Genomic DNA, 25485 nt, shown 5'->3' with positions numbered 1-25485 from the left:
TCTGACAGTGCAAAAGATTTGCGCGGCTTTCTGTCGCCTTGCCGCTGTTCGGGCGGGGGTATTCCCTCCGGCTGGGCGGCCGGTTCGGCCTTGCCGCAGGAATCTGATCCGGTCTGGAGGACCCCATGAAGAAACTGTTTCTGGCCGCTTCGACGCTGGCGCTGACCGCTGGTGTCGTATCTGCCGAAGACGTGAAGCTGGGCACGCTGCTTGGCATCACCGGCCCGATCGAAAGCATCTCGCCCAACATGTTCACCGCCGCCGACATGGCGATCAAGGAAGTGAACGATTCGGGCAAGGCGGCGAATGGCTGGGTGTTCCAGAACGTCCGCGCCGACTCGACCTGCATCGACGCCGCCGCCGCCTCGGCCGCTGCGGAACGCCTTGTCACCGTGGAAGGCGTCAAGGGCATCATCGGCGGCGACTGCTCGGGTGTGACCCGCGCCGTGCTGACCAACGTCGCCATGCCGAACGGCATCGTGATGATCTCGCCCTCGGCCACCTCGCCCGCCCTCAGCACCGACCCGGATGACGGCCTGTTCTTCCGCACCGTCCCCTCGGACGCCCGCGAAGGCCAGGTCATGGCCGACGTGCTGGAAGCCCGCGGCGTCAAGTCGATCGCGCTGACCTATTCCAACAGCGACTATGGCAAGGGCCTGGCCGAAGCCATCGCCAACGCCTTCACCGCCAAGGGCGGCACCATCACCATCAACGCCAGCCATGACGACGGCAAGGCGGACTACTCGGCCGAAGTCGGCGCCCTGGCCTCGGCCGGCGGCGACGTGCTGGTCGTGGCAGGCTACATCGACCAGGGCGGCAAGGGCATCATCCAGGCCGCCGTGGACACCGGCGCCTTCACCACCTTCGGCCTGCCGGGCGGCATGTATGGCGACAGCCTTGTCGAAGCCATCGGCCCGGCGCTGAACGGCTCGTTCGGGCAACACGCCGCCTCCACCTCGGAAGGCTATAGCGCCTATCTCGATCTGGCCAAGGCCTTCGAGCCGTCCTTCGACGGTTCGACCAACTTCGCCGCCACCAGCTATGACGCGGCGGCGCTGATCATGCTGGCGATGCAGGCGGCGAACTCGACCGACCCGAAGGTCTACAAGGACAAGGTCATCGAAATCGCCAACGGCCCCGCCGACGGTTCGGGCACCAAGATCAAGGCCGGCGAACTGGGCAAGGCGCTGGAACTGATCGCGGCCGGCACCGCCATCGACTATGACGGCGCCACCGGCGTGACGCTGATCGACGGCGGCGATGCCTCGGGCACCTTCGCCGAAGACGAGATCAAGGATGGCAAGTGGGAAATCGTCGGTTACCGTTGATCCGACGCTGAAACCATGACATCAGAGACGGCGGCCCGGGCATTGCCCGGGCCGTTCGCCAATCAGAAGGCCCCCCACGCACAGCGAAAGCGGCGGGCCCGCCAGGGGATAGTATGATCAGGGTCGAGAACCTTCATCGCCATTTCGGTGGATTCCGTGCCGTCGATGGCGCCACCTTGGAAATCCGCAAGGGCGCGATCACCGGCCTCATCGGCCCGAACGGCGCTGGCAAGACCACGCTGTTCAACGTCATCGCCGGACGCCTGCCGCCCACCTCGGGCCATGTGTACATGGGCGACGAGGAAATCACCGGCCTGCCGCCGCATGTGCTGTTCCACAAGGGCGTTCTGCGCACCTTCCAGATCGCCCATGAATTCGGCAGCATGACCGTGCGCGAGAACCTGATGATGGTTCCCGCCGCGCAATCGGGCGAAAACCTGTGGGACGCGCTGTTCCGCCGCGGCAAGGTCGCCTCGGAAGAGGAACGCCTGCGCGCCAAGGCCGATGAGGTGCTGGAGTTCCTGACCATCAGCCACCTGGCCGACCAGAAGGCGGCCATGATCTCGGGCGGGCAGAAGAAGCTGCTGGAACTGGGCCGCACCATGATGGTGGACGCGAAGATCGTCTTCCTTGACGAGGTGGGCGCCGGGGTGAACCGCACCCTGCTGAATACCATCGGCGATGCCATCGTCCGGCTGAACAGGGAACGCGGCTATACCTTCTGCGTGATCGAACACGACATGGATTTCATCGGCCGCATCTGTGGCCCGGTCATCTGCATGGCCGAGGGCAAGGTTCTGGCCGAAGGCACGGTGGACGAAGTGAAGAACGACGAACGGGTGATCGAGGCCTACCTGGGCACCGGCCTGAAGAACAAGCTGAAGGAAGAACACGCCCATGGCTGAACCCTTCCTGATCGGTGAAAACATGACCGGCGGCTATGGCGCGGTCGACATCCTGCATTCCTGCACCATCGCCGTCGAACCCGGCGAGATCGCGGTCATCGTCGGCCCGAACGGCGCGGGCAAGTCCACCGCCATGAAGGCGGTCTTCGGCATGCTGAAACTGCGTCAGGGCAGCGTGCGGCTGGCGGGCGAGGACATCACCGCCCTCACCCCGCAGGCCCGCGTGCGCAAGGGCATGGGCTTCGTGCCGCAGACCCACAACATCTTCACCACCATGTCGGTCGAGGAAAACCTCGAGATGGGCGCCTTCATCCGCACCGACGCCCAGATCCGCGACACGATGGAACAGGTCTATGACCTGTTCCCCATCCTGAAGCAGAAACGCCATCAGGCGGCGGGGGAACTGTCGGGCGGCCAGCGCCAGCAGGTCGCCGTCGGCCGCGCGCTGATGACCCAGCCCAAGGTTCTGATGCTGGACGAACCCACCGCCGGGGTCAGCCCCATCGTGATGGACGAACTCTTCGACCGCATCATCGAAATCGCCCGCACCGGCATTTCCATCCTGATGGTGGAACAGAACGCCCGTCAGGCGCTGGAGATTGCCGACAAGGGCTATGTGCTGGTGCAGGGCGCCAACCGCTTCACCGACACCGGAAAGGCGCTGCTTGCCGACCCGGATGTGCGCCGTTCGTTCCTCGGGGGCTGAGACATGGACTTCCTCAACGCCCTTGTGGCCTTCTCGAACTTCATCCTGATCCCCGGCCTTGCCTATGGCAGCCAGCTTGCGCTTGGCGCGCTGGGGGTCACGCTGATCTTCGGCGTGCTGCGGTTTTCCAACTTCGCCCATGGCGATACCATGGCCTTCGGCACCGCCTTCGTGATCCTGTTCACCTGGTGGTTCCAGTCGATGGGCATCACCGGCGGCCCGCTGCCCACCGCGCTGCTGGCCCTGCCCTTCGGCATTGCCGTCACCATCGCCATGGTGCTGGGCACCGACCGCGTGGTCTATCGTTTCTACCGCCGCCAGCGGGCCAAGCCGATCATCCTGGTCATCGTCTCGGCCGGGGTGATGTTCGTGATGAACGGGCTGGTGCGGATGATCATCGGCACCTCGGAAAAGAACTTCACCGACGGTAGCCGCTTCCTGCTGGACCCCAAGACCTTCCGCGATGCGACCGGCCTTGCCGAACCGCTGGCGATCAAGACGACACAGGCGGTGTCGGTCGTGGTGGCGGTGGTCTGCGTGGCGCTGCTGTTCTGGTTCCTGCAAAAGACCCGCACCGGCAAGTCGATGCGCGCCTATTCTGACAACGAGGATCTGGCGCTTCTGTCCGGCATCAACCCTGACCGCGTGGTCATGGTCACCTGGATGATCGCGGGCGCCTTGGCCTGCATCGCAGGCACGCTTTACGGCCTGGACAAGAGCTTCCGCGTCTTCGTCTATTTCGGCCTTCTGCTGCCGATCTTCGCCGCGGCCATCGTCGGCGGTCTTGGCAGCCCGCTGGGCGCCATCGTCGGCGGCTATGTCATCGCCTTTTCGGAACTGATCGTCACCTCGGCCTGGCGCAAGATCCTGGGCTACCTTGCCCCGCCCGACTGGCTGGGGCCGGGCCTCTATCAGGCGCTGTCCACCGATTACAAGGTGGCCGTCAGCTTCGTGATCCTGATCGTCGTTCTGCTGTTCCGCCCGCAGGGCATCTTCGGAGGCAAGTGAGATGGCCCGCAACCTGACCCTCTTCGCCGGCGTCGCCCTGCTGTTCATCCTGACCGGGGTGCTGCAAAGCTGGAACCTGTCGCTGAACATCCTGAACCTTGCGCTCCTGTCGGCCATCATGGCCATCGGAGTGAACATCCAGTGGGGCTATGCCGGCCTGTTCTCGACAGGCATCGTCGGCTCGGTCGCGCTTGGCGGTCTGGCTGTCGGGCTGGTCGCGGGCAAGCAGGTGCCGGAAGGCTGGGCCGCCGGTGGCCCGCGCATCCTGGCCGCGCTGCTGTTCGCCGTCTTCGCCGTGGCCCTGACGGTCTGGCTTTACCGGCGCCTGCCCGCCTCGCGCATCCGCGGGCTGGCGGTGGCGCTGTTCCTGGTCGTGGCCTTCTTCATCTATCGCGGCATCCTTGACCCCGCCGTCATGGCGGTCGAGGCGAACAACCCCGCCCAGGCCGGCCATATCGGCGGGCTGGGGCTGAATTCGCTCTGGGCCTGGCCGGTGGGCGCGTTGATGGCCGCCGCCGCCGCCTGGGTGATCGGCAAGATCGCCCTTGGCCTGCGCGAGGATTACCTGGCCATCGCCACCCTTGGCATTGCCGAAATCATCGTCGCCGTGATGCGCAACGAAGACTGGCTTGACCGGGGCGTGAAGAACCTGATCGACCTGCCCCGCCCCTGGCCCGTGCCCAAGGAAGTGGACCTTCAGGTCGATCCGGGCTTCCTCAGCTTTGCGCAAAGCTGGGGCATGGACCCGGTCTCCTCCTCCACCATCTTCGTCAAGCTGATGTATGCCGCGATGTTCGCGCTGGTGCTGTTCGCGCTGATCTGGCTGACCGAACGCGCGCTCAACAGCCCCTGGGGCCGCATGGTCCGCGCCATCCGCGACAACGAAGTCGCCGCCGCCGCCATGGGCAAGGATGTGAAATGGCGCCACCTGCAGATCTTCATCATCGGTTCGGCCGTCGTCGGCCTGGCCGGTGCGATGATGACCTCGATGGAAGGCCAGATCACCCCCGGCAACTACCTGCCCCTGCGCTTCACCTTCCTGATCTGGGTGATGGTGATCGTTGGCGGATCGGGCAACAACTGGGGCGCGGTGCTGGGCGGCCTCTTGATCGGCTGGCTCTATCTCGCGGTCGAATTCCTCGGGCCGCAGATGATGAGCTATGTGCTGGCCGCGCTGCCCGCCGGCGAGTTGAAGAACCACCTTCAGGACACCGCCGCGCATATGCGCCTGCTGACCCTGGGCGTCGTTCTGCTGGTCGTCCTGCGCTTCGCGCCAAGGGGCCTGATCCCCGAAAAGTGACGCGCCACAGTCATACGTCAGACATACGCCGGCACGACGCAAGGCAGACGTAAGACATACCCCGAAAAACGTGCCCGCCCCCCGGCCGGCGCGTTTTTCAATCACATGCGCAGCCCGGCCCCTTGTGACACCGCTTGTCGCGCGCAATGCAACTGTCACCGCAGGCCTTTCCCTTGCTGCACCGCTTGCAGCAACTCGCCGCAACCAAGGCGTCAGGTTGCAAGAGCCCCAACATCGACACGGCCTCCTCCACTGACAGAACCGGCGCGGGTTCCGGGGCTTCTGCGATTGCAAGAGATGGACCGCAAAGAACGACCTGCGACGTGAGGATAAGCCCTGAAATTGCAAGGAAAATTGTTCTGATCATGGAACGACCTCTTCAAGAAATTAACGAAGGTTAACACGCAAGGAGTGTCAATCAATCAGGAAATACACCCCTGACTTGCACCACACCCGGCACCGCAAGCGACATTTTCTGTCGCGAAAGAACATGCCATTCCGGCCCCGCCCGGCCAGATTGCGGGAAAGTTTCAGGGAGTCCCGGGATGAAATCTCATGCGCGCGTGGTTGTGATCGGCGGCGGCGTCGTCGGCTGTTCGGTCCTGTATCACCTGACCAAACTCGGCTGGTCCGACGTGATGCTGATCGAACGCAGCGAGCTGACCTCGGGCAGCACCTGGCACGCCGCCGGCGGCTTCCACACCCTGAACGGCGATACCAACATGGCCGCGCTTCAAGGCTATACCATCCGTCTTTACAAGGAGTTGGAGGCCATCACCGGCCTGTCCTGCGGGCTGCACCATGTGGGCGGCATCACGCTGGCCGACAACCCCGCCCGCTTTGAACAGCTCAAGGCCGAACGCGCCAAACACCGCTACATGGGGCTGGATACCGAAATCCTCGGCCCGGCGGAAATCGCGAAATTCACCGAAGGCATGGTCAATCTGGAAGGCATCATCGGCGCCCTCTACGACCCGCTTGATGGCCACCTTGACCCGTCCGGCACCACCCACGCCTATGCCAAGGCGGCCCGCATGGGCGGCGCCGAAATCGTGCTGCACAACCGCGTTCTGGAAACCAACCCCACCGCCGAAGGCTGGGAAGTGGTGACCGAAAAAGGCACCGTCACCTGCGAACACCTCGTCAACGCCGCCGGCCTCTGGGCCCGGGAAGTTGGAGCAATGGCAGGGGTTTACCTGCCGCTGCTGCCGATGGCGCACCAGTATCTGGTGACCGACGACATCCCCGAAATCATGGACATCCTGAAATCGGGCCGCGAATTCCCGCATGTGATGGACCCGGGCGGCGAAAGCTATCTGCGGCAGGAAGGCCGTGGCCTGTGCATCGGTTTTTACGAAAAGCCCTGCGAACCCTGGTCGGTCGATGGCACGCCCTGGACCTTCGGCCATGAACTGCTGAACGAGGATTTCGACAAGATCGCCGACTCCGTCGCCTTCGCCTACCGCCGCTTCCCGGTGCTGGAACGCAGCGGCGTCAAGCGGGTGATCCACGGCCCCTTCACCTTTGCCCCCGACGGCAACCCGCTGATCGGCCCGGTGCAGGGCCTGCGCAACTACTGGTCCGCCTGCGCCGTGATGGCCGGTTTCAGCCAGGGCGGCGGCATGGGCCTGGCCCTGGCGCAATGGATGATCGAGGGCGAGGTGGAACGCGACCCGCGCGGCTTCGACGTGTCGCGCTTCGGCACCTGGACCAGCCCCGGCTATACCGTGCCGAAGGTGATGGAAAACTACCGGATGCGCTTCAACGTCTCGTATCCGAACGAGGAACGCCCCGCCGCCCGCCCCTTCCGCACCACCCCGATGTATGAGGTGTTCGATGGCATGAACGCCGTCTGGGGCCAGCAATACGGGCTGGAAGTGGTGAACTACCACGCCCTGCCCGGCGAACCGCGGCTGGAGACGCCCACCTTCAAACGCTCGAACGCCTGGGAGGCGACGAAACAGGAAGTCCGCGCCGTCCGCGAAGGCGTGGGCATCAACGAATTGCAGAATTTCGGAAAATATCTGGTCAAAGGCCCCGGCGCCCGCGCCTGGCTTGACCGGATCATGGCCGGCCGCATCCCGAAACCGGGCCGGCTGTCGCTGACCCCGATGCTGGCGCAATCGGGCAAGATCATCGGCGATTTCACCGTATCCTGCCTGTCGGAAACCGAATTCCAGTTGACCGCCAGCTACGGCGCGCAGGGCTGGCACCAGCGCTGGTTCGACCAGCACGCAGAACCCGGCGTGACGGTGGAAAACATCTCGGACAGCCGCTCGGGCTTTACCATCGCCGGCCCCGGCGCGCGCGATCTGCTGGCCCGCGTGACCCGCGCCGATGTCAGCGCCGAGGCGTTCAGGTTCATGGACGTGAAGAAGATGACCGTCGGCATGGCCAACTGCATCGTGCAGCGCGTCAGCTATACCGCTGATCTGGGCTATGAAATCTTCTGCGACATCCATTCCGTCCGCCACCTGTGGGACGTGCTGAACGAGGCCGGCAAGGACATGGGCCTGCGCCCGTTCGGGATGCGCGCGATGATGTCGCTGCGGCTGGACAAGTGGTTCGGAAGCTGGGGCCGCGAGTTCAGCCCCGACTACACGCCCGCCGAGACCGGGCTTGACCGCTTCATTTCGTGGAACAAGCCCACCGACTGGATTGGCAAGGCGGCGGCGCTGAAGGAAAAGGCGGCAGGGCCCAAGCGCAAGTTGGTCAGCATCGTGGTCGATGCCGCCGATGCCGATGTGGTGGCGTGGGAACCAATCTGGCTGGACGGCGCGGTCGTCGGCTTCTGCACCAGCGGCGGCTTCAGCCACTGGACGAACAAGTCGGTCGCCATGGGCTTCATCCCCGCCGACCGGGTGCAGGATGGTCTTGCGCTGGAGATCGAGATCCTTGGAGAACGCCGCCCGGCCCGCGTTCACCTTGAACCGCTGTGGGATGACGGCGGCCGTATGCGCGCTTAAGTCCGGCAGACCAGAAGGGGGGCAGACAGCCCCCCTTTTCTTTGGCATCACGGCGGGCATGACGCCCGTTCATATCCTGATCCTGGCCGCCGGTTCGTCCTCGCGTATGCGCGGGGCGGACAAGCTGATGGAGCCGATTGCCGACCAGCCGCTGATCGCCCATCTGGCACAGGTGGCGCTGGCCACCGGCTGCCCGGTCGCGGTGGCCCTGCCTGCCGGCGGCGGCCCGCGCGAAGCGGCCTTGCAGGGCCTGCCGCTGACCGGGCTGCGGGTGCCCCGGCCCGAAGATGGCATGGCCGCCAGCCTGACCGCCGGTCTGGCCGCCCTGCCCCGGCAGGCGCCGGTAATGCTGGTGCTGGGCGACATGCCAGAGCTTACAACGGCCGATCTGCAGGCGATGCTGGCGGCGCAGATCGCCCACCCCGGCCGCATCCTGCGCGCCATGGGTCAGGACGGAACGCCCGGCCATCCGGTGCTGTTCCCCCCCTGGACGCGCCCCGACCTGGCCGGGTTGACCGGCGATCAGGGCGCGCGCGCCGTTCTGGCCCGCCACGCGGCTGAAATCACCCCGGTGCCCCTGCCGGGCACCCATGCCACCACCGATCTGGACACGCCGGAAGACTGGGCCCGCTGGCGCGCGGGCCGCGGCTGAGCGCGCCTACCCAATGTCCAGCAGCGCCATTTCACGCTTTTTCAGCGTGATACGGGCCGCAGGGTAGCTTTGCCCCTGCGCGATCCCGGGAAACAGCTCCAGCAGTTCGGCAAGCTGCGGGTCGGGCTTGCCCTTGAGCGCCATCGCGCCCGGCTGGTAGCTTTCCGTCCAGGCCCCTTCGGCGCGAATGATCTGGTGGTGGTCGAACATCAGATGAATGTAGCTGATGGCCTGCGGCGCAAGGGCCGTGATCCCCTGCCGCCCAACCAGATGGATCGCCGCGACAAGCACCTCGGCCTCACCGAACAGCACTTCATATCGGGGCGACGCGATCATCATGCGGTGCTGGGGCGACACCACCAGATCGCGCTCGGGCAGATCGCCGCCCAAAGCCCCGCGGGCGATGCGAACCGGCGCCAGCACGGGGCGCGCCAGAACCTGCGCCAGGGTCAGGTCGCGGCGGCCGATCCAGCGGATTTCCTGATACCCGTTGTCGCGGGTCAGCACGCGGTCGCCAAGCTTCAACACCTCAACCGGCACCTCGCCGCGGTCGGTGGTGATTCTTGCCCCGGGGGTGAAGCAGGCAATCACCCGCTCGATGTCGGTAAAGGTCATCGTGCCGATGACATTCCCGAGGCTGTCCAGAAACTCGACCGTGCCGTTTTCGTGGTTGGCCGGATCGTAATAGATATTGGTGCCCTTGTGCCCCCAGAAGGTCAGGTCCAGCACATCCTGGTCAATGCCGGTTGATCCGCCATCCACGACATCGCCGATATCACCATAGATCGTGTCCTGATCGGCACCGCCATAGATCGTGTCGGCCCCGGCTCCGCCGCGCAACTGGTCGGCCCCCGCGCCGCCGAACAGCGTGTCGTTGCCATTGCCGCCGTCCAGACTGTCGGCGCCGTCGCCGCCGTCCAGCACATCGTTGTTGTCACCGCCTGCCAGCGTGTCGTTTCCCGTGCCGCCCGACAGGCTGTCATTGCCGGCGCCGCCTGACAGCAGATCATCATTCGCGCCGCCATCCAGCGAGTCATTGCCGGTGCCGCCGTCAAGGGTATCGTTCCCGTCCTCTCCGAACAGGCGGTCATTGCCGGACCCGCCCGACAGGCTGTCATTGCCTATGCCGCCATAAACAATGTCATTGCCCAGACCCGCCAGAACCGTATCGTTTCCGGCACCGCCGCGAATGAAATCGTCATTCCCGCTTTGCCCGGAAAGACCCACATCATTGTTGTCAACTTTATCCGATCCATTGGCGATGGGTTCGATATAGGCGGAATCAATCAGGTCATTGCCGCTGGTGCCGTCGATATAGCCATCGTCAAATCCCGTCACCGCGCGATCGGCGCCAAGATTGGCATTTGAGGTGGCGACCGAATTTATGGTTACTGACCGGATCGGCTTGGCTTCGTAAGCCGCGGTGTCACTGCTGCCGGGCAGTTCGGGGGCCAGGAACAGCTCTCCTGTGGTGGATTGCACCAGAACGGCTGTGACAGTGGCGGTGGTGCCGTCGGTATAAATGATGGTTGCATTGTATTCCACAACACAATCAAAGGTATAATTTGTGGGCGATCCACCCGTATTAGTTGTGAGCCTGAACGGTCCGCCGCTGGCGCTGTTGTTGGTCAGAAAGCTGGACGCCGTGCCCTGAAGCGTGGTCGAAGAGATGTGCCCGAACAGCGGATCGGCTGTGGTGCCAAAGACGCGCCCGTTCAGGGTACTGGCGTTTTCCGCCGTATCGTTGCCTTCGGTGGGATCAAGGGCGGTCGTGGAACCAAGGTAGATCCAGGTAAATGTTCTTGCCATGGTCAGGCAACCTGAAACCAGCGATCATCGCGCATCATTTTTTCCAATCCGTCAACAGTAAGCTGTTATTTCGGGGTAGCGATTGCCAATCAGAAAAGGACACCACCTGTCAGAAGGATTGGACACATTTCCAAACAATTGGATAATGGCGGTATTTGACGAAAAATTGCCTGAATAAAGGCAGGACAATGAATTGCAATTGAAAAGCCGTATCAGGCTTTCAGTTGTGCCGCCTCATCCCGCGTCAGGACGCGCCGCGCAGGCCCGATGCCGCCCCCGTTCGCCGCAGGGTGCAAGGCCGGGAACAGCTCCAGAATCTCGCTGCGCTGCGCGTTTCCAAGGCCCTTGAGGCTGAAGTCTGTGGGCTGGAAGCTTTCGGTCCAGGCCCCGTTCGACAGCACCACCTCATGTCGGTCGAACAGGAAGTGGACATAGGTCAGCCCGACCGAAGTCACCGCCTGCACCCCCGGCGTGCCGACCAGGTGCTTGGCCGCGACCAGCACTTCGGGATCATCGAAATGCAGCAGGCTGCGGTCGCCCGCCACCAGCACACGATGGTTGGGCGAAACCAGCAGATCGCGTTCGGGCAGGCCGTTCCCAAGCGCGCCGGCGGCAATCAGCACCGGCTGCAGATGCGCGTTCAGCAGCAGTTGCGCGGCGCCAAGCGCGTTGCGCGCCGCCCAGCGGATTTCCTGGATGCCATTGTCACGGGTGACCACCCGGTCCCCTGCCCGCAGATGTTCGGCCGGAATCTCGCCGCGTGGCGTGGCGATCAGCGTGCCGCGGGTAAAGCAGGGCGACACGGCCTTGCCCTGGCCGGCGCTGCGGTTTGCAGGCCGGTCGTCCAGTTTGCCGGTTTCACCGTTCGGGGCCATTCACCAACCCATGCAAGACCCTCAGCGGTGCTTCCGCCGGGTCGTAGATCACAAAGAAACAGGCCAGCCCGTGCCCCCGCCTGGGCGACCCACCGCAGATATACCGCGCCGGAAGACAGCCGGGAAGGTACTTCCGCCCGCGCCCCCCAAGCTGGATGCGGAAAACCGCTGGACGCGGGACACGCATGACGCAATCGGTTCGGGAAGTCGGGAAATTCTGGTGCCCAAGGTCGGACTCGAACCGACATGCCTTGCGGCGACGGATTTTGAATCCGCTGCGTCTACCATTCCGCCACTCGGGCCACCTGAGGCCGGGGTCTAATATCCCCGGCCGCGGGCGTCAATCACAGATGCGGCCTAAAGGTCGCGCGCCGAGAACGTGTCGCAATCGGCAATCTGGCCGGATTTCAGCCCGCGCAGGAACCATTCGGACCGCTGGGCCGAGGTGCCATGGGTGAACGTATGCGGCATCGGCCGCTGGCCGGCGTTGCGTTGCAGCGTATCGTCGCCAATCTGCCGGGCCGCATTCACCGCCTCTTCCAGATCGCCGCGTTCGATGGTGCCCAGCGTCTGCGCCGCCTCGCGCGCCCAGATGCCCGACAGACAGTCGGCCTGCAACTCGACCATCACCGAAATCCGGTTCGATTCTTCCTGGCTGGCACGCTGGCGGGCGGCATTCGCCTTGCCCAGAATCCCCAGTTCGTCCTGCACATGATGGCCGATCTCATGTGCCACCACATAGGCAGCCGCGAAATCGCCATGCGCGCCCAGTTTCTGTTGCAGCGTGGTGAAGAAGGCGGTGTCGAGATACACCTTCTTGTCGGCCGGGCAATAGAACGGCCCCGTCGCCTCGGACGCGCCGCCGCAGGCCGACGGGGTGTGATCTTTGAACAGCACCAGCACGGCGGGTGTGTATTTCGCGTTCAACTGTTCCGAAAAGACCTTGGTCCAGATCTCTTCGGTATCGGCCAGCGTGACCGAGACGAATTCGCCGGCCTGCTTGTCGGCCTCGGTCAGTTCGACCGGGGCGCCGCCGCTGCTGCCCTGCCCGCCGCCCGGCCCCAGCAGGGCGCTGGGGTCAACCCCCAGGAACATGGCGATCAGTACAACGACAATGGCCCCCGCCCCGCCGATGCTGGCGGTGCGCCCGCCCGACATGCGGCGGCGGTCCTCGATGTTGTCACTGCCGCGGCGGCCCTTCCATTCCATCGTACTCTCTCCTGAACGGCATTTCTTGCCGCCAGACTAGCCGCAAGCGGGCCAGCCTGAAAGCCCCGTCCTGACGCCCGTCCTGCGCACCGCGTCGTGACTTCCCCCCGCCATGACCTGCGCTTATGGTGCCGACCGAATGAACAGAGGGACCGGCATGAGTGTGACCCAGAGACAGGCAACCACCGTTGCGGGCCTTGGCTCGGCCGCCCTTCTGGCGGGGGCCTTCGCGTTTCAGTACCTTGGCGGGCTGCCGCCCTGCCAGTTGTGCCTCTGGCAGCGCTGGCCACATGCTGCGGCGGTGCTGATCCTTGGGCTGATCTGGCTGACCGGCTGGCGCTGGCTGGCCTGGGCGGGGGCTGTCGCCGCGCTGGCAACCGCCGGCATCGGGCTGTTTCATGCCGGGGTCGAACAGGGCTGGTGGGAGTTCATCTCAAGCTGCACCCAAGGCTCCATCGCGGGCCTGTCGGGCGCCGATCTGCTGAACCCCGCCACCGCGCTGCCCGCCCCGGTGCGCTGCGACCAGATCCCGTGGAGCCTGGCCGGCATCTCGATGGCGGGCTGGAACGCGATTGTTTCGGCGGGTCTTGCCGCGATCTGGGTCTTCGGCGCCACCCGCAAGGCATGAGCGGGCGACCGGAGTTTTCACAAACTCCGGTCCGATGTCTTGCAAGACATTGGGGACCGCGCCCGTAAGGACGGCCCCCGTCAGCCCGCCCGCACCACCGGATCGACGCCCATCAGCCGGGCATGTTCCTGAATGGCGAAGCGGTCGGTCATCCCGGCCACATAATCGGCCACGATGCGCGCCAGTTCGGTTTCGTCCCGTACGGCGTCAATGTCCTGCCGCCACTCGGCCGGCAAAAGGCCCGGATCGCGAAGGAACAGCGGGAACAGGTCATCCACCACCCGCGTCACCTGCGCCCGCACCTCCATCACCGAAGGCGCGCGGTACATGCGGTGGAACAGGAAGGACCGCACCGCCTTCAGTTCCTGATAGAGCGGCTTCGAGAAGCGGATGATCGTGGTGCCCATGTGGCGGATATCGTCCACCGATTTCGGCTGTGCCCCGGCCAGCCGGTTCTGCGCCACGGCGATCACATCCTCGACCATGCGGCCGAACACCCGGCGCAGCGCCTCATGCCGCCGCCGCATCTTTTCCAGCCCCGGATACAGCCGGTCCACCTCGGCAAAGGCGGGGCCGGCGACGGGCAGTTCCATCAGGTCTTCCTCGGTGAACAGGCCCGAGCGCAGGCCGTCATGCAGATCGTGGTGCGAATAGGCCACGTCATCGGCAATCGCCGCCACCTGCGCCTCGGCGCTGGCATGGGTGTCCAGTTCCAGATCCCAGGCCGCGTTCACCTCGGCCAGCGCATAGGGAAGCGCGTCGGGGTCATGGGCGTGCTTGGCATCGGCATTGGGGCCGATCACCGGACCGTTGTGCTTGGCGATGCCTTCCAGCGTTTCCCAGGTCAGGTTCAGCCCGTCGAAGCCGGCATAGTGGCGTTCCAGCCGGGTCACGATGCGCAACGCCTGCGCGTTGTGGTCGAACCCGCCATAGGGCTGCATCAACCGCGCCAGCGCGTCTTCGCCGGTATGGCCAAACGGCGTGTGGCCCAGGTCATGCGCCAGCGCGATGGCCTCGGCCAGATCGGTGTTCAGCCCCAGCACCCCGCTGATCGTGCGCGCCACCTGCGCCACCTCGATCGAATGGGTCAGCCGGGTGCGGTAGTAATCGCCCTCATGTTCGACAAAGACCTGCGTCTTGTGTTTCAGCCGGCGGAAGGCCGAGGAATGGATGATCCGGTCCCGGTCGCGCTGGAACGGCGAGCGGAAGGAACTCATCCCCTCGGGGTAAAGTCGCCCGCGCGAGGCGTCGGGCAGGCAGGCAAAGGGGGCAAGCATCGGACCTCGGCTTGTTCGGAGCGATCACACCCCATATATGTAAGGCCAAGGCCCAAGGATACGGGAACACCCATGGAACTGACGCTTCCCCCCCGCGTGACCGACCGCGCCTTTGCGCGTCTGGCCGAAATTGCCGAAATGACCGGCGAACAGAAACCCTTGCGCGTCGGCGTCTCGGGCGGCGGCTGTTCAGGGTTCCAGTATGACATCCGGCTGGACGACCCGGCTGGTGACGATCTTGTGCTGGAAAAGGACGGGTTCAAGGTGGTGGTCGATCCGGTATCGCTGCCGTTCCTGACCAATGCCGTGATCGACTTCACCGATGAACTGATCGGCGCCCGTTTCGTGATCGAGAATCCCAACGCCAGCAGCTCCTGCGGCTGCGGCACCAGCTTCTCGATCTGACAGGGCCGTCTCTTCGGCGCCACGTTACAAAGTTTTCGCGTGACGCATCCCGGATGCGCCCTATCCTCTGTGCTCAACCACAACGGCAAGGCGCCAAGATGACGACCGTCCTCATCCTCGGCTCGGCCCCGATGGCCGCCGAAGCTGCACACTGGCCGCGCGCGCCGTTCGATTGCATCGTGGCGATCAACAACGCCCATGCGCTGCGCCCCGACTGGGACTACCACATCCACCCCTGGGATTTTCCCGCCGACCGCCGCCCCGTGCCGGGGCCGGGCCAGCGCCTGATCACGCAGGACGATTTCGTTCCCGCCCAGAATGCGCTTGGCGGCTTTGTCTATGCCGGCGGCACCATGGCCTTTACCGCCCTTTACTGGGCGCTGCACAGCCTTGCCCCGCGCGTGATCGCGGTTTTCGGCTGCGACATGCACTATCCCACCGCCGGCCCGACCCATTTCTACGGCACCGGCGCCCCCGATCCGCTGCGCCCCGACATCACGCTGCGGTCGCTTGAGGCCAAGTCGGCGCGGGCGCTGGTTCTGGCCGCGCAGCGCGGCACGGCTCTGGTGAACCTGTCGGCCGGCCCGTCGCGGCTGGTGTTCCCGCGCCACCCGCGCGCCCTGGCGCATCTGGCGCAGCCGCAGCCCTACGATGCCACCCGTGCCGCCGAAGCGCTGTCGCGCGAGGCGGACCTTGGTTATCACGTCGCCTCGGGGCGGTATTGGGAAGAGGCCGGCCGCTTCGATCCCGCCGAAATCGACCGGCTTGATGCGCTGTGGCGGGCGGCGGCCACGGCGCCCCGGCTTGTGCCGCGCGCCGCCCGCCCCTAGTCTGGCCGCTCGATGCGCCACAAGGGGAACCGCCAATGAAGATCGCCAGCTTCAACATCAACGGCATCAAGGCGCGGATCGAAGCCCTGCCCCGCTGGCTGGAAGCCGCCCGCCCCGATGTGGTCTGCCTGCAGGAAATCAAGAGCCAGGACGAATCCTTCCCGCGTGAGCTGTTCGAGGACATGGGCTATCGCGTCGAAACCCATGGGCAGAAATCCTTCAACGGCGTGGCGATCCTGTCGAAACTGCCGCTGGAAGACGTGACCCGTGGCCTGCCCGGCGACGAGGGCGACGAGCAGGCGCGCTGGATCGAGGCGACGGTGATCGGGGCCCGCGCGGTGCGGGTCTGCGGCCTGTACCTGCCGAACGGCAACCCCGCACCGGGCCCCAAGTTCGATTACAAGCTGAGCTGGATGGCCCGGATGGAGGCGCGGGTGAAGGCGCTGCTGTCCACCGAGGAACCTGTGATCTTCCTTGGCGATTACAACGTGATCCCGCAGCCGCAAGATGCCGCAAAGCCCGAGGCCTGGGTTGAAGATGCGCTGTTCCGACCCGAAAGCCGCGCCGCCTTTCGCCGGCTGGTCAACCTTGGCCTGACCGACGCGATCCGAACCCTCGACCCGCGGCCGGGGATCTATACCTTCTGGGACTATCAGGCGAATTCCTGGGAACGCGGCAACGGCATCCGCATCGACCACCTGCTGCTGTCGCCGCAGGCCGCAGACCTGCTGGAAGAGGCGGGCATCGACAAGGACACGAGGGCGGGTGACAAGCCATCCGATCATGTCCCGGTCTGGGTCGATCTGGCCGCCTGAGGCCCAAATTTCTTCGAAGAAATTTGCAAAATCCTTCGAAGGATTTTGTCCCCGGCTTCAGCCGGCCCGCGTCACGTCATGGCCGTAAAGCCAGTCGAACCGCCCCAGCGCAGCCTGCGGCGCCACCGCCCCGCCGATCCGCAGCCCCAGATGCGCCAGCGACCGCAGCGGCCCTGACAGGTGATAGGCCCGCGCGTTGCGATTGGCCGCTTCCACAATGCGGGTGGCGCGAGGCGCGCGGCGGGCCTGATACTCTGACAGGCCCGCCTCGCCCACACCTTTCGTGGCCAGACTGTCGGCCAGCACCCAGGCATCCTCCAGCCCCATGCTGGCCCCCTGCGCCAGAAACGGCAGTGTCGGATGCGCGGCATCGCCCAGAATCGCCACCGCGCCCTGCGGCAGCACCCGCTGCCACTGCCGCGCGACCGGGTGCCGGAACAGCCCCCACAGCCAGACATCCTGCGCCTGTTCCAGCCAGCCCTGCACCCGGGCTCCATAGCTTTCGAAGGCCACCCGCAGCTCCATCGGGTCATCCCGCAGCGACCAGCCTTCCTCGACCCAGCGGCGGCGTTCCTCGACGGCCACGATGTTGCGCAGCGTGCCGCCGCGCAGCGGATAGCTGACCAGATGCCGCCCCGGCCCCATATGCACCTCGGCCACCGCCGGCGCGCCCGGCTCACAAGGCACCAGTGTACGCCAAGCCACCTGATGGGTGAAAAAGGGCGCCACCTTGCCGTTCAACGCCGCCCGCACCTGCGAATGAAGCCCGTCCGCGCCGATCAGAAGCTCGGCCTCGATCTCGGCCCCGGTGGCCATGTGCAGCCTGGGCCGGGGGCCGGACAGATCGACCGCCTCCACCTTCTGCAACAGCCGCAATTCCGCGCCCGCATCGCGCGCGCCTTGCAACACCAGATCAATCAGATCGGCCCGGTGCAGGAAGTGATAGCCCTGCTCGGGGCGCAGCTTCGCCACGTCAAGCCGGGTCACCAGGCTGCCATCCAGCCCGTCGCGCAGTTCAACCGCCACCGCCCGGGTTGAAACCCGCTCCAGCTCCTGCGCCAGTCCCAGGGCCTTCAGCACCGCCGCCCCGTTCGGGCTGATCTGCAACCCGGCCCCCACTTCGCGGATGGCGTCTGCCTGCTCCAGCACGGTGACATGCGCGCCGCGCAAGGCCAAGGCCCGCGCCGCCGCCAGTCCCGCGACCCCTGCCCCGACGACGATGACCGACCGGCCCTTCAGGCTCATCTGACCTCCGCAAATGCAAACGCCGGGAGCAAGGCGCCCGGCGTCACTGTCCTGTGAACATCGCAATACCGCAACCCCCCGGGGCTGCGACCTTTCAGTCCTCGCGATGCACCTTTTCGCGGCGCTCGTGCTTTTCCTGCGCTTCCAGCGTCATGGTCGCGATGGGGCGCGCATCCAGCCGTTTCAGGCTGATCGGCTCGCCCGTCATCTCGCAATAGCCGTATTCGCCGCTTTCGATCCGCCGCAGCGCCGCGTCGATCTTCGAGATCAGCTTGCGCTGACGGTCCCGGGTGCGCAGTTCCAGCGCGCGGTCGGTTTCCTCGCTGGCGCGATCGGCCAGATCGGGAACGTTGCGGCCGCTTTCGGTCAGGTTGCCCAGGGTTTCGGCGGATTGACTCAGCAGTTCCTGCTTCCAGACAACCAGCTTCCTGCGGAAATATTCAAGCTGCCTGTCATTCATGAACGGCTCGTCTTCGGCCGGTCGATAATCATCAGGCAGGAACACTTCCGGCTTCATCGCAGCAGTCTCCATCTTGTCGGCACGCGCCGGCAGGCAGGCATCTGTCATGGCGTGCTCCCGTTGGCGGCGCATGTAGCTTAACTGCCGCGCCTTGTCACTAGCAGTTGCGGCATTTTGTGCGCCCCGGTAGGGTCCGGCCCAAATTGTGATCAGCCGCCCGGGGGGCCTCCATGAAGTTCACGTCCACGGCGGGCTATGTCGCCGCCCCCGATCTGGCCGTGGCGGTCAATGCCGCCGTGGCGCTGGAACGGCCGCTGCTGGTCAAGGGCGAACCCGGCACCGGCAAGACCGAGCTTGCCCGCCAGGTGGCCGGCAGTCTGGGCCTGCCGCTGCTGGAATGGCATGTCAAATCCACCACGCGGGCGCAGCAGGGCCTTTACGAATACGATGCGGTCAGCCGGCTGCGCGACAGCCAGTTGGGCGATGACCGGGTGCATGACGTGCGCAACTACCTGCGCAAGGGCAAGCTGTGGGAGGCGTTCACCGCCCCGCAGCGCGTGGTCCTGCTGATTGACGAGGTGGACAAGGCCGACATCGAGTTTCCGAATGACCTGCTGCAGGAACTCGACCGGATGGAGTTCCACGTCTACGAGACCGGCGAGACGATTCGCGCGCTGCACCGGCCCGTCGTGATCATCACCTCGAACAACGAGAAAGACCTGCCCGACGCTTTCCTGCGCCGCTGCTTCTTTCACTACATCCGCTTCCCCGACCCCGAGACGCTTGCCGCCATCGTCCGCGTCCACCTGCCCGGCATAAAGGAACGGCTGCTGGCCACCGCGCTGGCCGAGTTCTTCGAGATCCGCGAAACACCGGGGCTGAAGAAGAAGCCCTCGACGTCGGAAATGCTGGACTGGCTGAAGCTGATCCTGGCCGAAGACCTGTCGCCCGAGGATCTGAAACGCGATGGGCGGCATCTGCTGCCGAAACTGCATGGGGCGCTGCTGAAGAATGAACAGGACGTGCACCTGTTTGAACGACTGGCCTTCATGGCGCGCGGCCAGCGCTGAAGCCGGATCCGCGACCACGCGAATCGTCCTGATTTCCGACAGTTCCGTGCCATTCTTCATGTTTTGCGACAACTAACGATCACGGCTTGAAGCAAGTCGAAACAAACCGTGATCGGCCCTCTCCAGATCTGGTTCCGGGCAGACGCCGTGCCGCAAGGGGCTGTGTCGCCCGTGTCCGGCACCGTGCCGGCGATTGACTTCATGGCCGCGCCCTGAGGACATTGCCCCATCGTGCGATCGCAAGCACCCGCCCCGGCTGGTCCGTGGGGCGGGTCCGGTTCGTGTCGGCAGGGGCTCCCGTCTGCTCGTCCCTGCACCTGGCCGAACCGATGCGACAGCGACAGGACCACCGGGGACTGCCGCGGGCGGTGATGTGGGGGCATCGCCGCCCAAGGCGGGCACCGGGCCACCCCAACCGGCCGGGCACGGTGCCCGGCCCCGCTTGCACAGACCGGGCTGCCAGATCATGCGATCCGTCCCGCTGCTTGCTGCGCTGATGCTGCTGTCCTCCTGCGCGCCGCACGACGGGGCGCAGGCAACGCGCAGCCGCGCGCCCGGCACAGACCCGGATCAGGCCGTCTTTGCCACCGCCGCCCTCGACAAAACCGCCAGCACCGCCTCCCTGCCCGGCCCCGGCGGCCATGGCCGCGCCGAACTGGCGGCCACGTTCATGGAGCTGACCTTCCGGCTGGAAAGCGGCCGCAGCCTGCCCGGTTTCAGCCGGTTCGAAGGCCCGATCACGGTTGCGCTGACGGGCGATGTGCCCGGTTCGGCCGAACCCGACCTTGCCGCCCTGCTGGCGCGGCTGCGGGCCGAGGCCGGCCTTGACATCACCGCCGTTTCCCCCGGCACGCCCGCCGCGATCACCATCGAATTCCACCCCAAGGCCGTGTTGCGGCCAATCGCCCCGTCCGCCGCCTGTTTCGTGGTGCCCAATGTCGGGTCGCTGGCCGAATACCGTGTGGCCCGCGGCACCGCCGCAGTGGACTGGGCCACCGTCACCCGCCGCAGCCGGGCGGCCATCTTCATTCCCGCCGACACCAGCCCGCAAGAGGTGCGCGATTGCCTGCATGAAGAAATGGCCCAAGCCATCGGCCCGCTGAACGACCTTTATCGCCTGTCCGACAGCGTGTTCAACGACGACAACTTCCATGCCGTGCTGACCCCCTTCGACATGCTGATGCTGCGCGCGACCTATGCGCCGGAACTGGCCTCGGGCATGACCGAGGCGCAGGTTGCCGCCCGGATCGGTGGCGTTTTCGCCCGCCTCAGCCCCGGCGCCGAACGGACCGGGGTCGATCTGTCCGCCACGCCCAAGGCCTGGACCCAGGCCATCGAGACCGCGCTTGGCGCCGGCAAGCCGGTCGCCACCCGCCGCGCCGCCGCCGAACGCGCGCTGTCGCTCGCCCGCAGCCGTGGCTGGCAGGACGGCCGCCTTGCCTTCAGCCATTTCGCGGCGGGCCGGCTGCTGGTCGGCACAAACCGCGTTCGTGCCGTGCGCGAATTCACCGCCGCTTCGGCAATCTACGCCCGCCTGCCGGGTGGCGCGGTGCAGGTCGCCCATATCGACATGCAGCTTGCCGCCATTGCGCTTGCCGCCGGTCAGCCCGATCAGGCGCTGCGCTTTGCCGACCGCGCCATTCCCGTCGTCCGCGCCGCCGAGAATCAGGCGCTGCTGGCCACGCTGCTTCTGCTCAAGGCCGAGGCGCTGGATCATCTGGGCCAGAGGGCCGAGGCCGACCGGCTGCGCCTCGACAGCCTTGCCGCTGCACGATATGGCTTCGGCTCGGAAACGGTGATCCGCGCCCGCCGGGACGAGATCGCCGCGCTTGCCGCGCCATCGGTGCCGGGCTGACGCCCGCGCCGGCCCGGCTTTGAGGCCGATCTTGGGAGAACGGGACAGATGATCGTCATCGGTGGATTTGTGATTGGGGCGATCTACGGCACCCTCAGCGCCCGGCAACGGGGCGGCAAGGCGGCCGACATGGCGCAATATGCCGCCGGCTATGGCATTGCCCTTGCCTTGCTGGGCCTGTTCCTGACCCTGCTGATCAGCCGCCTGACCTGACGCCACCGCGGAAAGGCCCGGCCATGTTCCAGCCATTCCTTGAAACGCTGCGCCGCGAGGGCGTGCCGGTCTCGATCCGCGAATACCTTGATTTCCTGCGCGCGCTGGACGCAGGTCTTGTCACCGCCGATGTCGAAGGCTTCTACCACCTTGCCCGCGCGGCGCTGGTCAAGGACGAACGCCACTATGACCGCTTCGACCGCGCCTTCGCCGCCGCGTTCAACGGGCTGGAAAGCCTGTCGCCGGAAGACCTGATTCAGGCGCTGGACCTGCCGGCAGACTGGCTGGCGAAATTGGCCGAAAAGCACCTGACCGACGCCGAAAAGGCGCAGATTCAGGCGCTTGGCGGGTTCGACAAGCTGATGGAAACCCTGCGTCAGCGGCTGGCTGAACAGAAAGGCCGCCATCAGGGCGGGTCGAAATGGATCGGCACCGCCGGCACCTCGCCCTTTGGCGCCCATGGCTACAACCCCGAAGGCGTGCGCATCGGACAGGACGAAAGCCGCCACCGCCGCGCGGTCAAGGTCTGGGACAAGCGCGAATTCCGCAATCTTGACGATCAGGCCGAAATCGGCAGCCGCAACATCAAGCTGGCGCTGCGCAGCCTGCGTCGCTGGGCGCGCGACGGTGCGGTTCAGGAACTGGACCTTGACGGCACCATCCGCGCCACCGCTCATCAAGGCTGGCTGGACGTGAAGACCCGCCCCGAACGCCGCAACGCGGTGAAGGTGCTGCTGTTTCTGGATGTGGGCGGCAGCATGGACCCGCATATCCGCGTGATGGAAGAGCTGTTCTCGGCGGCGAAGTCACAGTTTCACCATCTGGAAAGCTGGTACTTCCACAACTGCCTGTATGAAGGCGTCTGGCGTGACAACGCGCGGCGCTGGTCGGCCCAGACCCCCACCTGGGACGTGCTGCGCAGCCACGGCCCCGAGTGGCGCGTGATCTTTGTCGGCGATGCCGCCATGTCACCCTATGAAATCACCCATGCCGGCGGTGCCAACGAACACTGGAACCCCGAAGCCGGCCAGGTCTGGCTGACCCGGGCGGTGGAGCATTGGCCGCATCACCTGTGGATCAACCCCGAGCGCGAGGACCATTGGGGATACACCGCCTCGACCGGGATGATCCGGTCAATCTTCGGCGGCCGCATGGTGCCGATGACGGCGGAAGGCATTGCCCGCGGGCTGAAAGAGTTGCGCTAGGGTGCGGTCTTCGGGCTGGCAACCCGCCCCGGACACCCCATATGCTGACACATGCTTCGCCTGACCCCGCTCCTTCTTGCCATCGCCTATGCCGTGCTGATGATGCGCTTTTCCGTCTGGCGGACGAAAAAGACGCTTGAGGCCAAGTCGAAACCGCTGACAGACCCGGCCCTGACCCGCCTGACCGATCGCATGGCGAAGGCGCTGGACATGCCGCAGATCAAGGTGTTCCTGCTGGATGTCGATCCGGTCAACGGTCTGGCCGGACCAGATGGCCGCATCTACCTGACCCGCGGTTTCGTGGCGAAGAAGATGCAGGGCGAAGTCACCGCCGAGGAGCTCGCCTCGGTCGTGGCGCATGAGATGGGCCATGTCGCGCTTGGCCACATGCGGCGGCGGATGATCGACTTCACCGGCCAGAACGCCGCCTTCATGATGCTGGCGGCCGTGCTGAACCGCTTTCTGCCCTTCATCGGTGTCTGGATCGCCAATGCGATCTCGACCGCGCTGATGGCCCGCCTGTCGCGGCGCGACGAATTCGAGGCGGATGCCTATGCCACCGCGCTGCTGATCAAGGCCGGAATCGGGGCCGGGCCGCAAAAAAGCCTGTTCCGCAAGCTGGACGCGCTGACGCAGAACCATGCCCAAGGCGTGCCCGCCTGGCTGCTGAGCCACCCGCGCACCTATGACCGCATCGCCGCCATCGAGGCGAATGAGGCGCGCTGGCTGGGGTAAAGGGCAAATTTCTTCGAACGAATTTGCTTCAGGCCCCCAGGGCCTTGCCCAGCCGGAACAGTTTTGCCCGCTTCATCAGCCCCTTCAGCGCCACCGGGCTGCCCGACAGCCGTTCCGCCTTGGCGCGCACCTCTTCCACGATCCGCGCCATCGCCTCGGGGTGGCGCGACTGCAATTCCCACAGGAACCCGTCCGGGTCGCGCCGGGCAATCCCCTCGCCCGCCAGAACATGGCCGGGAAAGTCCGCGGCGTTGAAGGTGACAATCGCATCGGCGCCGCTGGCGATGGCCACCGCCAGCACATGCCGGTCATTGTCGTCAGGCAGCACAAGCCGCGCCTCGATGCCCGGTTGTGCCGCCATCATGGCGCGCGGGAAACCGGCCCGCAGCAGCGCCGCCTCGCCCTCGGCCTGAACCTGCACCACCGGCCCCAGCTTGGCGGTGGCGCGTGTCCATTCGCCCAGGATACGTTCAGACCAGACAGGTTGATACAGCCCCGCCTGCGCGGCGCCCTGCAGGATTTCCCGCAAGACCGTGGGATACAGGACGCAGGCGTCGAGAACCGCCTTCATCCGTCCAGCCGGAAGGCCAGCGCCTTGAGATAGCTTGATTCCGCCAGTTGCGGCAGAACCGGGTGGTCGGGTCCGGCAAAGCCGGTCCAGAGGATCTGGCCCCGCCGCCCGCCGCGGCCGATGCCGCGCGCGCTGGCATTGCGGAAGGCGCTCAGGTCCGCCGCATGAGAACAGGAACACAAGACCAGATAGCCCCCCGGCGCCACCAGCGGCGCCGCCAGCCGGGCGATCCGCTCATAGGCGCGCAACCCCGCCTCAAGCGCCGGTTTCGCAGGCGCAAAGGCCGGCGGGTCGCAGATCACCAGATCGAAACGCGCGCCTTCGGCTCCAAGGGCTTCCAGCACGGCGAAGGCATCGCCCTGCCGCGTCTGGAAGCGGTCGCCAAAGCCCGAGGCCTTTGCCCCCGCCTCGGCCAGTGCCAGCGCCGGCGCGCTGGCATCCACGGCCAGTGCCTGCGCCGCGCCGCCCGCCAGCGCCGCCAGAGCGAAGCCCCCGACATGGGTGAACACATCCAGCACCCGCGCGCCCCGCGCCAGCCTTGCGGCAAGAGCGTGGTTTTCACGCTGGTCGAAGAAAAGGCCGGTCTTCTGCCCGCCCATCAGGTCGGCCATGTAGCTGGCGCCGTTCATCGGCACCACGACCGGCTCCGTCGGCGCCGGCCCGTGCACAACCGCCATCTCCTCGGCCAGCCCTTCCAGCCCCCGCGCGCGGCCCGATCCGTTCTTGATCACCGTGGCGACGCCCGTCACCGCGACCAGCGCCGCCACCAGCGCCGCCAGATGCGCCTCGGCCCAGGCCGCGTTGGGCTGCACCACCGCCACTTCGCCGAAGCGGTCGATCACCACGCCGGGCAGCCCGTCTGCCTCGGCATGGACCAGCCGGTAGAACGGCGCGGGGTAAAGCCGCGCCCGTAGCGCCAGCGCCCGGGCCAGCCGCGCCTCGAACCAGGCCTGATCCACCGCCGCCTCCGGGTCGCGGTCCAGCATCCGCGCCACGATCTTCGACGCCGGGTTCACCGTCACCAGCCCCAGCGCCCGCCGTTCGGCATCTTCCAGCACCGCAAGGGTGCCGGGCGCCATGCCGCTTGTGCGCCGGTCCAGCACCAGCTCGTCAGCATAGACCCAGGGGAAACCGTGCCGGATCGCCCGCGCCTCGGCCTTGGGCCGCAGACGGACGACAGGACGGGAATATGACGGCGCGGGCGTGGGGGACATGGGTTCCATCCGCCCCCCTTAGCGCGAAGCGGCGCGGGCGAAAAGACGCAGCGCAGCGATGCGGGGGCTGCAAAGCGCGCGCGGAAGGTCTATCCTTCCCCAAGGCCGCCGCCCCACCCTGGCAGCCCGTGATGTCGCAGGGGTATTGTTAGCGCTAACGCTACCTGCTAAAACCCACCTGACACCCATCGACCGAAAGGCAGG

At 66.0% G+C, this 25485-nt stretch carries 24 protein-coding genes and 1 tRNA gene; 16 read left to right on the top strand and 9 right to left on the bottom strand.

The features are described 5' to 3' along the window. The first annotated feature begins 125 nt into the window (after positions 1-125). The 7 genes from C5F44_RS08220 (at position 126) to C5F44_RS08190 (ending at position 8865) form a co-directional block, all read left to right on the top strand. Positions 126-1328: an ABC transporter substrate-binding protein gene (locus tag C5F44_RS08220; protein WP_107673032.1), complete on the top strand. Its 1203-nt coding sequence runs from the start codon at positions 126-128 to the stop codon at positions 1326-1328. A 113-nt stretch (positions 1329-1441) separates the two neighbouring features. Further along, complete coding sequence (locus C5F44_RS08215; RefSeq protein ID WP_107673031.1) at positions 1442-2233, top strand: ABC transporter ATP-binding protein; 792 nt, start codon at positions 1442-1444, stop codon at positions 2231-2233. Further along, positions 2226-2939 (top strand): ABC transporter ATP-binding protein, encoded by a 714-nt coding sequence (locus C5F44_RS08210; RefSeq protein WP_107673030.1) that lies wholly within the window; start codon positions 2226-2228, stop codon positions 2937-2939. The genes C5F44_RS08215 and C5F44_RS08210 overlap by 8 nt, the downstream gene beginning before the upstream one ends. 3 nt (positions 2940-2942) lie before the next feature. Further along, positions 2943-3947 (top strand): branched-chain amino acid ABC transporter permease, encoded by a 1005-nt coding sequence (locus C5F44_RS08205; protein WP_107673029.1) that lies wholly within the window; start codon positions 2943-2945, stop codon positions 3945-3947. A gap of 1 nt (position 3948) precedes the next feature. Then, positions 3949-5247 (top strand): branched-chain amino acid ABC transporter permease, encoded by a 1299-nt coding sequence (locus tag C5F44_RS08200; RefSeq protein WP_107673028.1) that lies wholly within the window; start codon positions 3949-3951, stop codon positions 5245-5247. A 545-nt stretch (positions 5248-5792) separates the two neighbouring features. Next, a complete protein-coding gene (locus tag C5F44_RS08195) occupies positions 5793-8213 on the top strand; it encodes a GcvT family protein (protein WP_107673027.1) in 2421 nt (806 codons plus the stop codon). Between the two features lie 58 nt (positions 8214-8271). Beyond that, complete coding sequence (locus C5F44_RS08190; RefSeq protein ID WP_107673026.1) at positions 8272-8865, top strand: nucleotidyltransferase family protein; 594 nt, start codon at positions 8272-8274, stop codon at positions 8863-8865. Positions 8866-8871: 6 nt separating this feature from the next. Here the strand turns inward: C5F44_RS08190 and C5F44_RS08185 are convergent, their stop codons facing one another. From C5F44_RS08185 to ypfJ, 4 genes are all read right to left on the bottom strand, one after another. Continuing rightward, positions 8872-10674: a Hint domain-containing protein gene (locus C5F44_RS08185; RefSeq protein ID WP_107673025.1), complete on the bottom strand. Its 1803-nt coding sequence runs from the start codon at positions 10672-10674 to the stop codon at positions 8872-8874. A gap of 212 nt (positions 10675-10886) precedes the next feature. Beyond that, positions 10887-11549, bottom strand: coding sequence for a Hint domain-containing protein (locus C5F44_RS08180; protein ID WP_107673024.1), 663 nt, complete (start codon positions 11547-11549; stop codon positions 10887-10889). Between the two features lie 218 nt (positions 11550-11767). After that, a tRNA-Leu gene (locus C5F44_RS08175) sits at positions 11768-11851 on the bottom strand. A 55-nt stretch (positions 11852-11906) separates the two neighbouring features. Continuing rightward, entirely contained in the window at positions 11907-12758 is an 852-nt protein-coding gene (ypfJ, locus tag C5F44_RS08170; RefSeq protein WP_107673023.1) for a KPN_02809 family neutral zinc metallopeptidase, read from the bottom strand. Positions 12759-12921: 163 nt separating this feature from the next. Between ypfJ and C5F44_RS08165 the strand changes: the two genes are divergently transcribed. Next, on the top strand, positions 12922-13386 hold the full coding sequence (locus tag C5F44_RS08165) for a disulfide bond formation protein B (RefSeq protein WP_412917536.1): 465 nt from the start codon (positions 12922-12924) through the stop codon (positions 13384-13386). An 80-nt stretch (positions 13387-13466) separates the two neighbouring features. On the opposite strand, the gene C5F44_RS08160 is transcribed toward C5F44_RS08165, so the two are convergent. Next, on the bottom strand, positions 13467-14663 hold the full coding sequence (locus C5F44_RS08160) for a deoxyguanosinetriphosphate triphosphohydrolase (protein ID WP_107673021.1): 1197 nt from the start codon (positions 14661-14663) through the stop codon (positions 13467-13469). Positions 14664-14741: 78 nt separating this feature from the next. Here C5F44_RS08160 and C5F44_RS08155 point away from each other — a divergent pair, with 78 nt between their 5' ends. The 3 genes from C5F44_RS08155 to xth all read left to right on the top strand — a co-directional run bounded on the left by C5F44_RS08155 (position 14742) and on the right by xth (position 16713). After that, positions 14742-15068, top strand: coding sequence for a HesB/IscA family protein (locus tag C5F44_RS08155; RefSeq protein ID WP_107673126.1), 327 nt, complete (start codon positions 14742-14744; stop codon positions 15066-15068). Between the two features lie 98 nt (positions 15069-15166). Next, entirely contained in the window at positions 15167-15898 is a 732-nt protein-coding gene (locus C5F44_RS08150) for a hypothetical protein (protein WP_107673020.1), read from the top strand. Between the two features lie 35 nt (positions 15899-15933). After that, positions 15934-16713: an exodeoxyribonuclease III gene (gene xth, locus C5F44_RS08145; RefSeq protein ID WP_107673019.1), complete on the top strand. Its 780-nt coding sequence runs from the start codon at positions 15934-15936 to the stop codon at positions 16711-16713. Positions 16714-16770: 57 nt separating this feature from the next. Here xth and C5F44_RS08140 read toward each other — a convergent pair whose 3' ends face one another. Then, on the bottom strand, positions 16771-17958 hold the full coding sequence (locus tag C5F44_RS08140) for an FAD-dependent oxidoreductase (protein ID WP_107673018.1): 1188 nt from the start codon (positions 17956-17958) through the stop codon (positions 16771-16773). A gap of 94 nt (positions 17959-18052) precedes the next feature. Then, positions 18053-18475 (bottom strand): RNA polymerase-binding protein DksA, encoded by a 423-nt coding sequence (dksA, locus tag C5F44_RS08135; protein WP_107673125.1) that lies wholly within the window; start codon positions 18473-18475, stop codon positions 18053-18055. A gap of 173 nt (positions 18476-18648) precedes the next feature. Between dksA and C5F44_RS08130 the strand changes: the two genes are divergently transcribed. The 5 genes from C5F44_RS08130 to C5F44_RS08115 all read left to right on the top strand — a co-directional run bounded on the left by C5F44_RS08130 (position 18649) and on the right by C5F44_RS08115 (position 23496). Beyond that, complete coding sequence (locus C5F44_RS08130) at positions 18649-19488, top strand: AAA family ATPase (protein WP_107673017.1); 840 nt, start codon at positions 18649-18651, stop codon at positions 19486-19488. A gap of 466 nt (positions 19489-19954) precedes the next feature. Next, positions 19955-21343, top strand: coding sequence for a DUF2927 domain-containing protein (locus C5F44_RS08125; protein WP_107673016.1), 1389 nt, complete (start codon positions 19955-19957; stop codon positions 21341-21343). Positions 21344-21391: 48 nt separating this feature from the next. Next, positions 21392-21556, top strand: coding sequence for a hypothetical protein (locus tag C5F44_RS17970; protein WP_181318220.1), 165 nt, complete (start codon positions 21392-21394; stop codon positions 21554-21556). A 23-nt stretch (positions 21557-21579) separates the two neighbouring features. After that, positions 21580-22761 carry a vWA domain-containing protein gene (locus C5F44_RS08120; protein ID WP_107673015.1) on the top strand — a complete coding sequence of 394 codons (1182 nt, stop codon included), beginning with the start codon at positions 21580-21582 and terminating at the stop codon, positions 22759-22761. Positions 22762-22812: 51 nt separating this feature from the next. Next, on the top strand, positions 22813-23496 hold the full coding sequence (locus tag C5F44_RS08115) for a M48 family metallopeptidase (protein ID WP_107673014.1): 684 nt from the start codon (positions 22813-22815) through the stop codon (positions 23494-23496). A gap of 28 nt (positions 23497-23524) precedes the next feature. On the opposite strand, the gene C5F44_RS08110 is transcribed toward C5F44_RS08115, so the two are convergent. Next, positions 23525-24067 (bottom strand): RSP_2648 family PIN domain-containing protein, encoded by a 543-nt coding sequence (locus C5F44_RS08110; RefSeq protein WP_107673013.1) that lies wholly within the window; start codon positions 24065-24067, stop codon positions 23525-23527. Next, on the bottom strand, positions 24064-25281 hold the full coding sequence (locus C5F44_RS08105; RefSeq protein ID WP_107673124.1) for an RSP_2647 family RNA methyltransferase: 1218 nt from the start codon (positions 25279-25281) through the stop codon (positions 24064-24066). The genes C5F44_RS08110 and C5F44_RS08105 overlap by 4 nt, the downstream gene beginning before the upstream one ends. Between the last annotated feature and the right edge of the window lie 204 nt (positions 25282-25485).

It is taken from the genome of Fuscovulum blasticum DSM 2131 (genome assembly GCF_003034965.1).
In the GTDB taxonomy this organism is placed as follows: domain Bacteria; phylum Pseudomonadota; class Alphaproteobacteria; order Rhodobacterales; family Rhodobacteraceae; genus Pseudogemmobacter; species Pseudogemmobacter blasticus.
The sequence above is the reverse complement of the archived record's forward strand: the minus strand, read 5'-3'. Positions and strand labels throughout refer to the sequence as shown.